This window comes from Providencia rettgeri (genome assembly GCF_013702265.1).
GTDB classification, from domain to species: domain Bacteria; phylum Pseudomonadota; class Gammaproteobacteria; order Enterobacterales; family Enterobacteriaceae; genus Providencia; species Providencia zhijiangensis.
Genome location: NZ_CP059348.1, coordinates 1,765,302 through 1,779,243, shown reverse-complemented (window position 1 = coordinate 1,779,243; position 13,942 = coordinate 1,765,302). Strand labels below are relative to the sequence as shown.

Annotated in this window: 16 protein-coding genes and 1 riboswitch; of the genes, 10 read left to right on the top strand and 6 right to left on the bottom strand. The window is 42.0% G+C overall.

Annotated elements, in window-relative coordinates; all coding sequences use genetic code 11:
• Positions 1-235 precede the first annotated feature (235 nt).
• The 5 genes from hxpB (at position 236) to H0913_RS08065 (ending at position 4,436) form a co-directional block, all read left to right on the top strand.
• Positions 236-901 (top strand): hexitol phosphatase HxpB, encoded by a 666-nt coding sequence (hxpB, locus tag H0913_RS08085; protein ID WP_132494803.1) that lies wholly within the window; start codon positions 236-238, stop codon positions 899-901.
• Between the two features lie 192 nt (positions 902-1,093).
• Positions 1,094-1,684, top strand: coding sequence for a metal-dependent hydrolase (locus tag H0913_RS08080; protein ID WP_181478485.1), 591 nt, complete (start codon positions 1,094-1,096; stop codon positions 1,682-1,684).
• Between the two features lie 166 nt (positions 1,685-1,850).
• Positions 1,851-3,242, top strand: coding sequence for an L-cystine transporter (locus H0913_RS08075; RefSeq protein ID WP_154638929.1), 1,392 nt, complete (start codon positions 1,851-1,853; stop codon positions 3,240-3,242).
• 283 nt (positions 3,243-3,525) lie between these two features.
• The gene (locus tag H0913_RS08070) at positions 3,526-3,915 is read left to right on the top strand and encodes a YkgJ family cysteine cluster protein (protein ID WP_036950513.1); all 390 of its coding nucleotides are present in this window, start codon (positions 3,526-3,528) and stop codon (positions 3,913-3,915) included.
• 212 nt (positions 3,916-4,127) lie between these two features.
• Entirely contained in the window at positions 4,128-4,436 is a 309-nt protein-coding gene (locus tag H0913_RS08065; protein ID WP_154604091.1) for a hypothetical protein, read from the top strand.
• 154 nt (positions 4,437-4,590) lie between these two features.
• On the opposite strand, the gene H0913_RS08060 is transcribed toward H0913_RS08065, so the two are convergent.
• Both H0913_RS08060 and H0913_RS08055 read right to left on the bottom strand, forming a co-directional pair.
• Positions 4,591-4,914 carry an AzlD domain-containing protein gene (locus H0913_RS08060; protein WP_181478717.1) on the bottom strand — a complete coding sequence of 108 codons (324 nt, stop codon included), beginning with the start codon at positions 4,912-4,914 and terminating at the stop codon, positions 4,591-4,593.
• Positions 4,914-5,585, bottom strand: a complete 672-nt coding sequence (locus H0913_RS08055; RefSeq protein ID WP_181478483.1) for an AzlC family ABC transporter permease — start codon at positions 5,583-5,585, stop codon at positions 4,914-4,916. Before H0913_RS08055 ends, H0913_RS08060 begins: the two co-directional genes overlap by 1 nt.
• Before the next feature lie 71 nt (positions 5,586-5,656).
• On the opposite strand from H0913_RS08055, the gene H0913_RS08050 reads away from it, so the two are divergent.
• Together H0913_RS08050 and H0913_RS08045 are read left to right on the top strand one after the other, a co-directional pair.
• Entirely contained in the window at positions 5,657-6,226 is a 570-nt protein-coding gene (locus H0913_RS08050; protein ID WP_154604094.1) for a helix-turn-helix domain-containing protein, read from the top strand.
• A gap of 27 nt (positions 6,227-6,253) precedes the next feature.
• On the top strand, positions 6,254-6,430 hold the full coding sequence (locus H0913_RS08045) for a DUF2526 family protein (RefSeq protein WP_108479034.1): 177 nt from the start codon (positions 6,254-6,256) through the stop codon (positions 6,428-6,430).
• Positions 6,431-6,602: 172 nt separating this feature from the next.
• Here H0913_RS08045 and H0913_RS08040 read toward each other — a convergent pair whose 3' ends face one another.
• From H0913_RS08040 to crcB, 3 genes are all read right to left on the bottom strand, one after another.
• Complete coding sequence (locus tag H0913_RS08040; protein ID WP_181478481.1) at positions 6,603-7,787, bottom strand: M20 family metallopeptidase; 1,185 nt, start codon at positions 7,785-7,787, stop codon at positions 6,603-6,605.
• Between the two features lie 80 nt (positions 7,788-7,867).
• The gene (locus H0913_RS08035) at positions 7,868-9,091 is read right to left on the bottom strand and encodes a hypothetical protein (protein ID WP_181478479.1); all 1,224 of its coding nucleotides are present in this window, start codon (positions 9,089-9,091) and stop codon (positions 7,868-7,870) included.
• A gap of 596 nt (positions 9,092-9,687) precedes the next feature.
• Entirely contained in the window at positions 9,688-10,068 is a 381-nt protein-coding gene (gene crcB, locus H0913_RS08030; RefSeq protein ID WP_006659423.1) for a fluoride efflux transporter CrcB, read from the bottom strand.
• A 108-nt stretch (positions 10,069-10,176) separates the two neighbouring features.
• Positions 10,177-10,246, bottom strand: a riboswitch (Fluoride riboswitch).
• A gap of 144 nt (positions 10,247-10,390) precedes the next feature.
• Here crcB and fetA point away from each other — a divergent pair.
• The gene (gene fetA / locus H0913_RS08025) at positions 10,391-11,044 is read left to right on the top strand and encodes an iron efflux ABC transporter ATP-binding subunit FetA (protein ID WP_181478477.1); all 654 of its coding nucleotides are present in this window, start codon (positions 10,391-10,393) and stop codon (positions 11,042-11,044) included.
• Positions 11,045-11,098: 54 nt separating this feature from the next.
• Positions 11,099-11,839: an iron efflux ABC transporter permease subunit FetB gene (gene fetB, locus H0913_RS08020; RefSeq protein WP_420720243.1), complete on the top strand. Its 741-nt coding sequence runs from the start codon at positions 11,099-11,101 to the stop codon at positions 11,837-11,839.
• 57 nt (positions 11,840-11,896) lie between these two features.
• Here the strand turns inward: fetB and H0913_RS08015 are convergent, their stop codons facing one another.
• Positions 11,897-12,955, bottom strand: a complete 1,059-nt coding sequence (locus tag H0913_RS08015) for a LacI family DNA-binding transcriptional regulator (protein WP_181478472.1) — start codon at positions 12,953-12,955, stop codon at positions 11,897-11,899.
• A 238-nt stretch (positions 12,956-13,193) separates the two neighbouring features.
• Here H0913_RS08015 and H0913_RS08010 point away from each other — a divergent pair, with 238 nt between their 5' ends.
• Positions 13,194-13,922 (top strand): SDR family oxidoreductase, encoded by a 729-nt coding sequence (locus H0913_RS08010; protein WP_181478470.1) that lies wholly within the window; start codon positions 13,194-13,196, stop codon positions 13,920-13,922.
• Positions 13,923-13,942 lie beyond the last annotated feature (20 nt).

Below are 13,942 nucleotides of genomic sequence, written 5' to 3'. Positions count from 1 at the left end.
TATAAAAAAATGATAGTTAAAAACCGAGTTTCGGATTATTCAAAGAGTGAATCGAATCTACATCAATAACTAATCTCAAATTTTCAATAAAATCATGTGATAGCACAGATATCTCTATAACCCCAAGTCATAGCTTGTTAGAATCGTTTCAGAAACCAAAATGACTGTGATTAAAGTACAGCGACAATCCCCATACCCTATTTTTAAGCGGGTATCTAAATGAATGGAGTTTGCTATGTATCATAAATTACCTATCCAATCTGTCATCTTTGACATGGATGGTTTGCTGATTGACTCGGAACCTTTTTGGGAACAAGGGGAAGATGAAGTTTTTGCAGAGTTAGGCGTCGATTTATCCATTAAGCACACTCTTCCTGACACCCTCGGTTTACGTATCGATCACGTTGTTGAACTTTGGTACAACGCATCTCCTTGGCAAGGTTGTAGTTTAGAAGCAACAAAACAGCGTATCATTGACCGCGTTATTGGTTTAGTGGAAGAAAAACGCCCATTACTGCCAGGTGTACAGCATGCACTTGAACTGTGCCGCTCAATGGATCTGAACATCGCTTTAGCCTCTGCGTCTCCAGATTATATGCTGGAAAAAGTGCTGAACTTATTTGATATCCGCCATTATTTTTCTGCCGTCGTTTCAGCAGCAGACTTACCATTAAGTAAGCCTCATCCCGAAGTGTATTTAAAAGCCGCGGCCGAGTTATCCACCAAGCCTATCCATTGTGCTTCTTTAGAAGACTCCTTTAATGGGATGATTTCTGCAAAAGCGGCAAGAATGCGCTCTATCGTTGTACCTGATAGCAAGCATTTCAATGATCCTCGTTGGGGTCTGGCTGATGTTAAAATCGCCTCATTGAACGATTTACGCCCAGAAAATTTACGTTAATCTTAAAGACGTTAACAAAACACGATTTCCCTTACGTTTTTCACGTAGGGGAAATTTCAAAAAAGTATAAAAACCTACGGTTATTAACTAATAAATAAGAGTTTTTTTAACTCTCCCCTACTACCATATTTCCTGCAAACCCTTTATACTGCCCGCCTACTGTATAGATAAACAGATGGTATTTTATCCACCATGACTGCTGAAGGGCATCTGCTTTTTTCCGTCGCCTCACTTGTAATGGCTCATAAATTGCAAATTACCCCAGAGTTCGCTCAGGGTGATTGGCTGCATATGGTGCCAGGGGTGTTGCTGGGTGCCTTATTGCCGGATATTGACCACCCTTCATCTATCCTCGGGCGGCTTTTTCGCATTATTTCATTACCGATATCAAAACTGTGTGGACATCGCGGGTTCACTCACAGCCTGATTGCTTGGCTCATTTTACTGATCAGCAGCTACCAATGGCTACCTCACTATTGGGACTTACCTAGCGACCTTATCCAAGCGTTCTTATTAGGTTATATGAGTCATTTAGTGGCGGATATGCTGACCCCATCTGGAGTACCTTTTTTATGGCCTCTACCAACACGTTTCTGTTTTCCCATCTTACGCGGCAAGTCCAGTAAACGCGGGGAACGCTTTATTGCCGTGCTTTTGACCGTCTGTGCGGTCTTAATTCCAACGGGTCATTCCTCTGATTGGTTCCAGCAAATTGAAAGCGCACTAAATTATTTTAATAATCAGATAAATATACACTTACCGACAAAAAGCTCACTTTTGTAATATACTGTAAGCATGAATCAACCTAAATTATAACTTTTGATTATAAGTAATGACTAACTTCAACTGATATCATATAACCAGTTGTTAGAAGAAATGAAATCCTTATACCTATTAAGGATTAACAACAAGAATCATTATGTAAAATAATTACAATTTGGAGTGCGGAATGAATATTCCTCTGATTATCAATGTGCTGATTTTCGTAGCACTATTAATACTGTTAGCAAAACTCGGATCGAATGGTTGGAGCCTGTCCAAAAAAGTTTTACTGGGTCTCGTATTCGGTGTTGCTTATGGTGTCGGACTTCACCTCGTGTATGGTTCCGGTCACCAAACGGTAAAAGACTCCATTCTTTGGTTTAATATCGTCGGTAATGGTTACGTTCAACTGTTACAAATGGTGATTATGCCTCTGGTGTTCGCCTCTATTCTGAGTGCGGTCGCTCGACTTCATAAGGCATCTTCTTTAGGGAAAATTAGCTTTTTAACCATTGGCACATTGCTGTTTACCACAGCCATTGCGGCTTTAGTGGGTATTTTGATCGCAAACCTGTTCGGCTTAACCGCTGAAGGTCTGGTTCAAGGTCAATCTGAAACTGCACGTCTAGCGGCCATTGAAACAAATTATATTGGTAAAGTCTCAGATTTAACGGTTCCTCAGTTAATCCTGTCCTTTATCCCGAAAAACCCGTTTGCGGATTTAACGGGTGCAAGCCCAACATCTATCATTAGTGTAGTTATTTTTGCTGCCTTCTTAGGAGTAGCTGCGCTGCAACTGTTTAAAGATGATAAAGAGCGCGGTGAAAAAGCATTAGCGGCTATCGATGTGATGCAAGCATGGGCAATGAAACTCGTTCGCTTAGTCATGCGTTTAACCCCTTACGGTGTAATGGCGCTGATGATCAAAGTGGTCGCAAGCTCTAACTTAGCCGATATCATTAACTTAGGAACTTTCGTCGTCGCGTCCTATGTTGCATTAGCTATTATGTTTGTGGTTCACGGTATCTTAGTGGCAACAACAGGCTTAAACCCAATCAAGTTCTTTAAGAAAGCAGGTCCAGTACTGACATTTGCATTCACTAGCCGTTCGAGCGCAGCCAGTATTCCACTGAATATTGAAACGCAAACTCGCCGCTTTGGTGTGCCAGAATCTATCGCAAGCTTCTCGGCTTCTTTCGGTGCAACTATTGGTCAAAACGGTTGTGCGGGTATCTACCCTGCGATGTTAGCCGTGATGGTCGCACCAACTATGGGGATCAACCCATTTGACCCTCTGTGGATTGCAACCTTAGTCGGTATCGTAACTATCAGCTCTGCCGGTGTTGCTGGTGTGGGTGGCGGTGCAACCTTCGCCGCACTGATTGTACTGCCAGCAATGGGATTACCAGTCACGTTAGTTGCGCTGTTAATTTCAGTCGAGCCTCTGATTGATATGGGTCGTACCGCTCTGAACGTGAGTGGTTCCATGACAGCGGGTACCGTCACTAGCCAGTTAATGGGCGAAACGGACAAGTCAATCTTCAACCAAGATGACGACGGTGATTTAAAACACGTTTAATCGTCCTAATCTCCTAACACTCATTGAAACCTGCCCGTCAAACGGCAGGTTTTTTTGTGTCTGCTATTTTCCATTCTCGATATGTCATCAAACTGCAACAGCTTGAAATTTTTACTTTATTTTGACTTTATTGGAAATATAGGTCTTTTACTCTAAAAAATATTGCCAATACGTAAAGCTGCGTAACATAATAGCGGCTGAGCAACATTTTCTTAGGCCTCCTGCCTGTGTTGCGTCTCCCGTTTCCTACGGGAACTATCAACTTCATTGTTAGATTTTTTATATGACCAATATTATTCATATACTAAAAACTGATCCTTCAGATAACCCCTGTGTCAGCTGTGGTGCTTGTTGTGCTTACTTTCGCGTCTCATTTTACTGGGCAGAAGCAGAAGCTGGCGGTGGTTCAGTTCCTCAACATTTAACCGAGCAAATCACCCCCTTTATGAGCTGCATGCAAGGTACAAATCAAAAGCCGAATACCCGCTGTACTGCACTTGGTGGCACCGTCGGGGAATGTGTCTCTTGCTCTATTTATGAACAGCGCCCTACGCCATGCCGAGAATTCGAACAATCGTGGCATAACGGCATCCACAATGAAGCCTGTGACCGTGCTCGCGCAGCCTATGGTTTACCTCCTCTCGAGCCACAGCAACCGCAAATCGCGTGCTAACCGTCAATGACCCAGAGATTTTTCTGGGTTATCTTCTTTACCCTCTCACGCCCTTTCCTACGTAAAATAATCTCATTATTTTCAATAAAATGTGTAAAGAAAGGATAAAACGTGCAGGAAATATGGAGCTTCAGTCAAAGCAGGTAAAAGCCATTGCGAGGGAAATCTAATTGATGAATTATCCTCTCATCACGTTAATGAGGAGATAAAAGATGAACAAATTAAACCAAGGTTTACTTGCTGCCGTTTTACTGTCTGTCGGCTTTGCTGCCGCAGCCGCTAATGTTGATATGAACAAATCACCACGCCATCACGGTGGAAATCATCATAATATGGTGTATAGCGTGACTGAACAAACCACCAAACCGAATGAAACCTTGAAAAAACTGGCGAACGATACGCCTAAAATTGAAGATGGCAAACGCTACATGGTGAAGATGTCTGTCGTGGAAGTACCTGAATTCAAACCAGCACAACCGATGCCAATGCCGGTTCCTGCTACGGCACCCGCAGCTAAATAATGAATGAATCAACCTAAACCATAGGCTGTGCCTGTTACACTGATAACATCAACCTTTTGGCATTGTTAATTAAAAATCAGTATCTTAATAGACACAATAACGTTTAGGTATATCCCTAATTTTAGCCCCTAATGCCATAGGGGCTTTTTTTTAACTAAAATAACCAGCGCAATAGCGCTGTGACTATCGCCGCCGACAAAACAATCACAATAAATGGCTTACGGCACCAAGTCAGGATACCTGCCACCACCACCCCAATTATTTTCGGTAAATCCGATAATTCATTACCTGAAAAGAGCGTTGAGGTCATCGCGACTGAAAATAAAATCACAATGGCGGCTGCTGAAAATAGGGCTTTATTTTGTTCAGTTAAATTGACCCGCCCTTTTAGCAATGCGCCGGATGCCCGCATTAAGTACGTCCCAACCGCTAAAATGAAAATCCCACTGACGATTAACCAAGGATGTTCCATCATCATCATTTCCTTATATAAATAACTAAACTCAACAAGGCCAGTAAAACGGGGATCCCCGCCGGTAATACCGGTGTTGTTACCACAGCAACTACAGCCCCGACTATCGCCGCGAGTCTTAAGTGCTTATCTTTCAACGCGGGTAAACTCAGCGCTAAGATAATGGCGGGAAACATGGCATCCATCCCTAGCGCATGGGTATCTTGAATAAAGCTTCCCAGAATTTCTCCGATGACCACACCGACAGGCCAGCAGATTAAAATCCCTAATCCGCATAACCAAAATGCGGCGGTTTTCTCGCGTTCACTATCTTGCGCCAAGCCAAAAACCACACTTTCATCATTCATAATGTGATATCCCAGCAGCGACTTTATCCCTTTTCCCGTTAATTCACTGACGGCAAAACTAAATGGAATATGGCGCGAGTTGACTAATAGCCCAGCTAAGGCCGCAGACAGCGGGCTTCCCCCTGAAAATACCACGCCAATAAACAGAAACTCGGATGCACCCGCTAGCACAAAAATGGACAGCATCAACGGCACCCACCAATCAAAGCCTTGTGAATGAGCTAATGCGCCGTAAGAAATCCCCACAATTAAGTCTGCAATACACACCAGTGCAATATTTTTCACTGTGCTATTATGGAGAATAGAAAACTGAAATGAAGATGTCTGCATAGAACGACCGTTCGATATAAAAAACATTCGTTCATTATGTCGTTACTTTAGGCTAAGTGCAATCAAATAGGATGTTAAAGTTGACCTTATTCACGCCCCCTATCGAATTAATCTCAAAATCATTGGCTTGTGAAAGGCAAAAAAGTGGGCTTTCTCTCTCTGAACTTGCGCGTAAAGCGGGAATAGCTAAATCCACACTATCCCAATTGGAAGCCGGTAGCGGCAATCCCAGCATTGAAACCCTATGGGCATTATGTGTTGCTCTGGATATCCCTTTTTCCCGTTTAATTGAAGAAAAACGCGCAGCAGTGACGGTGATCCGCCATGGCGAAGGCACCCCAGTAAGTGCAGAGCACGCCAACTATTTGGCCTATTTGCTCTCTTCTGCGCCCCCTAATTCTCAGCGAGATATTTATACGGTTGTCGCTCAACCCGGTCGTGACCGCGTTTCAGAGCCCCATATGCATGATGTCACTGAGCATATTATTTTGATGTCTGGCAGAGCATTAGTTGGGCCACTCGACAACCCTGTTGAGCTCAATGTCGGTGACTATATTCATTATAGAGGTGATGAACCCCACATTATGCGCGCGCTTGAACCCAACACCATGGCAGTCATGGTGATTGATAAACAGAATTAATTAGCCCAATAAGCTGGAGGATTTGCTGTGAATTACTATCAAGAAATAACAAACAAAGTCGCCTTATTGCTGGATGAAAACTCCGTTCATAATATGAATGAAATGCTAATGCAGCTTTCTCATGATGATAAGCTTACCCAAGAACAACGCTTCGAGCTGCAACAACGTCTTAGAGACGCTATTTTTGTTCACCATAATTCGTAATAAAATTCCCAATTAACGTTTAATTAAATGGGAATTGGCGGTTCATATCTCGATTTAAAATACAAAAGAAAAGCCTGAGCAATCTATTTATTGCTCAGGCTTAATTTAATAATCGATTATGATGTCGTGAAACCCGAACAGATTATTTACTGCATTAAATCTCATTCTTTTATTAAAACTTATCTTGCTGCAAATAAGACCACGCATATTGCGCATACAGTTCTGCGCCTGATGCCATCACATCTTCATCAATATTAAAACAGCCGTGGTGATGCGCCCATTGAGTATCTTTTTCTGGGTTACCTGAACCTAATAATGCAAAACAACCCGGAATGTTTTCCATGTAAAAGCTGAAATCTTCCCCACCTGGTGTGGGTCTTTCTGCCATTAATGCATTTTCACCAAACGCTTCACTGATCACCGACTGCGCCAATAATGCACTGCGCTCTTCGTTAATCACAGGCAGCGTACCATAGATATAATCCACTTCAGCGGTAGCGCCGTACATTGCGGCAGTATGTTCGGCATAACGACGGATCGCCGCTTCAATGCGAGTACGGGTTTCAATGTCAAAGCAACGTACCGTTCCATCCAGTACCGCATTTTCTGCAATCACGTTAAATCGGGTGCCCACGTCCATTTTTCCGATAGTCACAACGGCTGAGTCTAGCGAAGAAGTTTCACGGGAAACCACCGCTTGCAAATTCATCACAAATGATGAGGCAACGATTGCAGCATCAACGGTCGCTTCCGGCATCGAACCGTGTCCACCACGCCCTTTAAATTTCACGACCGATAAGTCCGCAGAGGCGAATGTCCCGCCGACATTACACGATACTTTTCCTGAAGGCGTCGTAGACCAAATATGCATACCAAACACGTTGTCGACATTATCCACCGCGCCTTGTTTTACCATCGCTTTAGCGCCCTGCGCTATTTCTTCAGCCGGTTGAAAAATCAGGCGAATATTTCCTTTCAACTCATCGCGCACTTCATATAACGCTTTGGCTGCGGTTAATAACATCGCAGTATGTGCATCATGCCCACACGCGTGCATCTTCCCTTTATTTGTCGATTTATACTCAAGGGAATCATTCAATTCCTGAACGGGCAATGCATCGATATCCGCACGTAAGGCAACCGTCTTTCCGGGTTTACCGCCTTTAATGTCCGCAATAATTCCGGTAGGTTCAGTGAGGCGATACTCAATACCAATTTTTGCCAATTCTTCAGCAATACGCTTCGTAGTTCTCACTTCCTCAAAAGGCAATTCTGGATGTGAGTGAAGGTCGCGACGAAAAGTAATCATCGCTTCTGTGTGTTTTTTAATGGATGCTGTGATGCTGTTATTAACCATTGTCCTGTCCTTTTTCTATTCTTTTCGCTTTATTAAACTATTATTTTTCAGCGTGTTAAATTCTAATATTCTATTTATTGTTATGCCGCAACAGGCACAATGTAGGCGACCATAATCCCCGCTAATACCACGGAAACCATCGTGACAGAGATAAAACCACCAACTAGCATTGGCCCTAACATATGGCTAGTTAAAATCTGACGCTCTTTTTCATCTTTGGTCAGTGCATTAATGGCTTCATTGGTAATGATATAATCCGCAGGGAAACCATACAGTGCCGTCAATGAGACCGCGAAAGCCATCTCCTTTGATACACCTAGAATTTTTCCAACAATCCAAGACGCGATAAACATGCCGATGACCGCTGCCACGATCAACACCACCATTGGGTAGACCAATCTCAACAACATATCTGGTGTCGCATGATTTAACGTATCAAAGATAAATAGCATTAATGCCATGATAGCAAAACCAAAACCGTTCGCTTTTTGCAATGGCTGCCTTTCTAAAAAGCCCATTGACGAGGCAATAACACCAAATAATAAGCACAAAACAAAGGGACTGATACTGACATAAGGCGCGGCAACGGTAGAAACTAAATAGGCGAGATACCCCACCACCACTAAGCGTAAAAATTGGAAATAACTGGTGTTATAGTGACTCGGAATTCGCTTGAACATGCGAGGCATCGCACTTTCAGATGCCAGTGTTTTGACTTCCACATCATCCGCACCGTCAACAACCAATGACTCTTTCCATGTACCACTGCGATATTGCTCAAGCACGCGGCGACCTTCACGCTTCAACATAATGGCCGTTAGCGGATAACCGGCAAAACCTTGCATTACATAAATTAAGATGGCAAATACCGAGAGATCCACCAGCCCAGCTTCCGCGGCACCTTTTGACATAATTAATGAAGAGACAATGCCACCGACTAATGGCGGGATTGCCACTAATACTGTATTTAAATCAAATAGCGCTAAACCTACCCCGTAAATAAAGACTATGATCCCCAAAATACCGGATAACGAAATTAAGATAGTCTTCCATTGGTGTAAAAGTTCTTTCAATGAGAGCAATGTACCCATATTTGTAATGAGTAAATACATCAGCATCACGGCGACAACTTTTGGTATTCCCGCAATGCTCACAATATCTTTAGGAAAGAATGTCCAATAACCTAAAAGGAATAATACCGCGCAAACAAACACCGATGGGATCCACGCTTTTGTTCGTACTGCAATGGCATCCCCGATGTACAGTATCCCGACAATTAATAACAGAGCTAACATTTGTGACATAAGTTTTTCCCCGCATTTATTATTTTTATTTATTTCTGTTTTAGTTATTTAATCCATTAATTTTGATATGTCAGATTTATTCATTCAAAATAAAGAACGAAATAAAGCCAAATAGCACACATCCATCCAAGCCATTACATTTAATCAACAATTTCATCATAACATTGAATAAATAGATGTATAGATTAAGTTACAGTGTAAGGCTGATAATACACTAGTAAAAAGTCGTAGATTAAAAAGTCATATATGAGGGGAGAGAATGAAAATACAGAACGATAGTTTCGTATTTAGAACCGTTTTTAATAGGATATGTTTTATGCGTTATATTTGATGATAATTCATACTTTTTCAGTGTAGGGGAAACGATAAATTTATAATCTATTGCCCTGATATATATTTTTATGCTTTCACAATTTTGATGCAGTTATATCATGATAAAAAAGGCTCATTATCATAGTTAGTAATATATTCTGCTTTATTTCGCGATCCTCTTTTTTTGCTCAAAATAGAAACAAAAATCGCCTATTCACATCCGCAAATAGGCGATTAATCGTACGAAAATAATAGATGGGGAATAGATACTTAATTAAAGCCCATTATCCTTGAGAGAGCATGTTATGGCACAACATACCGAGTAAGGTAAATAATAAAGCGCCGAGAACATGAATTGCGATTGTGCTAAATGCCACCACCAACTTTCCTTCTTGCAACATCACCAACACTTCCAGAGAAAATGTTGAAAACGTGGTGAATGCGCCACAAAAGCCCGTGACAATAAACAGTTTATAGGCGGGATTAATATTCGCGCTCGCAAAGTAAGAGACAGCAAAACCAATGATAAAACCGCCAACTAAATTGACGAAAACAGTACCAAATGGAATGTGAGGGTGCAGGTTATTCAGCTTTAACCCAATCAACCATCTTAACCAGCCACCTAAAACGGAACCTAAAGCAATAGAAATGAGGGATGCGTACATTGCCACTTTCCTTACAAGTTAGATGGGAATAAATGCAAGGAAAAGCTCCTGCAGACATTTATGCCCTAAATTCGGGCACATAACCTACGTGCCCATTCAAATGAAAAGGTTTACGTAGGCATCATCAGTCCACATCAAGGACGGTTAAACTAGGAGGAATGCCATCTCCTAACAAGACGTTGATTAAAATAATAAGGCAACTATTTTCTTCATGCAAATCTAATTTGCCAAGCCTATTCCAGATAACGCGGTGTCTATTTACCCTAAATTGGCGCATAATACCCGTAATATCGATAATAGAATTAGATGGATTAGGTCAAATATGGAAACAAAACAGCCCTTATTACAACTTAAGAATATCGGTTTTCAGGTTGGTCAGAAGATAATTTTAGATAATGTGCAAATTGACCTATACCCCGGTGAATTTAAATTGATCACGGGCCCTTCTGGTTGTGGCAAAAGTACATTATTAAAAATTGTCTCTTCACTCATCCCACCAAGTTGCGGTGAAATCCTCTTTGCCGGCGAAAACATCAACGCAATTGCGCCAGAGAAATACCGCCAAGAAGTCTCCTATTGCACTCAAACGCCTGCACTTTTTGGCAATACCGTGTATGACAATCTCTTTTTTCCTTATCAAATACGCAATCAGCCATTTGATAAGCAAAAAATCCTTGATGATTTAAGCTATTTTTCACTGCCGGATACCATACTAGAAAAAGGCATTAATGAACTTTCAGGCGGAGAAAAACAGCGGGTCTCATTGATCCGTAATTTGCAATTTCTTCCGAAAATCTTATTACTGGATGAAATCACCAGCGCCTTAGATGAACAAAATAAAATCAAAGTGAATGAGCTTATTCATCAATTAGCGGTCAAGAATAATATTGCCGTCCTCTGGGTGACTCATGACCAGGATGAAATTGGCCATGCTGACGATATTATTACCTTTCCCGTACACCATAGCGAAAAATAGGAATTAACCGTGCATCAACCTACTATTTCCAATGAGTCGCTCGCCTTTTCTATCATGTTAGTCTTAGTGGCTATTTTTATTAGCCATAAAGAGAAACTCTCTCTTGAAAAAGATATTATCTGGAGTACATGTCGCGCCATTGTTCAACTATTAATTGCCGGCTATATCCTCAAATATATTTTTCACGTCGACCATAAAGCACTCACAGTTTTATTGGTGCTATTTATCTGTTTTAACGCCGCGTGGAATGCCAAAAAACGCAGTAAATACCTCGATAAGCTATTTCCAACCGCATTAATTGCGATTACTTCAGGTACGTTTTTAACCTTGCTGGTATTAATTCTCACTGAAGCCATCGCGTTTACCCCAATGCAAGTGATCCCAATTACAGGGATGATTGCAGGGAATGCCATGATTGCCGTAGGGCTTTGCTTCAATAACTTAGGGCAGCGCTTTAATAGCCAACAACAGCAAATTCAAGAAATGCTTAGCTTGGGCGCCACGCCTAAAATTGCGTCAGCATCCATTATTCGCGAAAGTATTCGCGCATCATTAATCCCTACGGTGGATTCCGCCAAGACGGTTGGGATCGTGAGTTTACCTGGTATGATGTCAGGGCTCATTTTTGCGGGAGTCGATCCTTTACAGGCAGTTAAATACCAAATTATGGTGACATTTATGCTGTTAGCGACAGCAAGTTTATCCACAATTTTGGCTGGGTATTTAACCTACGTGAAGTTTTATAATCAACGCCATCAATTGCGTTTAGATGCTTTAAATAAAAACCTTAAGTAAAAATAGTCAATAGACCAATAATCAGGCTTAATATTTCTACTTTAAGCCTGATTTTATTTATTCTGTTTTACCTACCATGACAGGCATCACCTCAATAAGCTGAGGCTGGCTTTCTCCCGATTCTATCAAGGTAAAAATTTGTTCTAGCATAGCGGGAACATCCTGTTTAACCATCTCAATATCATTCCCAAGTAATGCGACAAACGGATCCCAGTCAAAACACCCCATCGGCGGCTGATGCGCGCCTGTGTGCCCCTCTTTCATTAACCACCTCATCACCCCTTCTAATGAGATAGTCGAGTTGACGAATAGCCCACAAAGTTCAATATATTGAGGGTCTTGCGGAGTTTCTTTTTGTAAAAATGAATGCTGCGAAGAATATGTCGAGAGTGCCCGTTCGGCTTTTTCTGGCGCATAACCACAAGTCAAAATATGATGTTGAGGAACCTCTATATTCAAGGAATTATGAGCATCGATAAATCCTCGAATTCGCTCTCGAGTGTTATGCTCCTCTTCTCGCCCTCCCACAAACACCAGTGATTCTGACGATGCGGCTCGTTGCTGCCTTTTGCGCAAAATATTGAGCGTTAACTGCTTTGCACCATGATAATTATCGGAAATCACCGAAGGTGCCAAGGTGCCGGGTAAGTCTAAATTGAGTGTCGGTACACCTGATGCGTGGCAGATTTGTGTAATTTTATCAGGATCGGTTGCCCCCGTTGATATCAACCAATCCACTTGATATGAGAGCATTGCCTTTGCGGCTTCTAACTCTAATTGAGGATCACGGCGTGTACAGGTAATGATAGGAAATAGCCCACGTTCACGCGCCATCTCCTCGAAATGTTCCACAATCGACCCAAAATAACGGTTATCGTATTTAGGAACCAACATCCCAATAATTTTGGATTTATTACTACGTAATAGACTCGCTTGCTTATTCACCGAATAGTTTTGCTCCTGCGCTATTCGCATAATTTTTTCAGCTAATTGGGTACTAATACGTCTTTTTTGCCAATTTCCATTCAATACAGCGCTAACGGCACTGGCTGAAACCCCTGCCAATTCTGCAAGGTCATAGATCGTGGTTTTCTTGTTTTGTCTGATCTTGCTCACAAATTTATGCCTCCATTTTTTCCTAGCTTGACACCAAAGCGTAAAAGTCGCAATACTGCTCCATCGATTGAGCGACATCGAAATTAACCTAGAATCGAGTTGATATGGCGATTTGCCTGCATTCTCACTCACTGAATACATTCCGCCAAATCCCCTCGTAACTTATTAAAATTACATTAATTTCTAATACTCAATTTGACTTCTCTATTGATTAACTAACTTATCCGGAGTGAACATCATGGCTATCTCATTAGAAAACAAAGTTGCCGCCATCACAGGTGCGGCTTCTGGTATTGGACTTGAGTGCGCACGTACCCTACTCAAAGCTGGCGCGAAAGTTGTTTTAATTGACCGTGCCGAAGACCGATTAAATCAGTTAGTTGCCGAACTAGGCGACAATGCAATTCCTCTGGTTGTTGATTTAATGAAGCCAGAACAAGTGGATGGCATGTTAGACGCCATTTTAGCCAAAGCGGGTCGCTTAGATATTTTCCACGCTAACGCAGGCGCGTATATCGGTGGCCCAGTCGCAGAAGGCGACCCAGATGTTTGGGATAAAGTATTAAATTTAAATATCAATGCTGCATTCCGGAGCGTTCGCGCAGTACTCCCTCACTTTATTGAGCAAAAATCTGGGGATGTCCTGTTTACTAGCTCAATCGCTGGTGTGGTACCCGTGATTTGGGAGCCTATCTACACCGCCTCTAAATTTGCAGTTCAAGCATTTGTCCATTCAACTCGCCGCCAAGTGTCTCAATACGGTGTTCGCGTTGGTGCTGTATTACCAGGACCTGTTGTCACCGCATTACTGGATGACTGGCCAAAAGAAAAAATGGAAGAAGCATTAGCCAATGGCAGCTTAATGCAACCTATCGAAGTCGCTGAAGCGGTTCTATTTATGTTAACTCGTCCAAGAAATATCACCATCCGTGATCTTGTGATCCTACCAAACAGCGTTGACCTTTAATTTTTACCGATAACCATAAA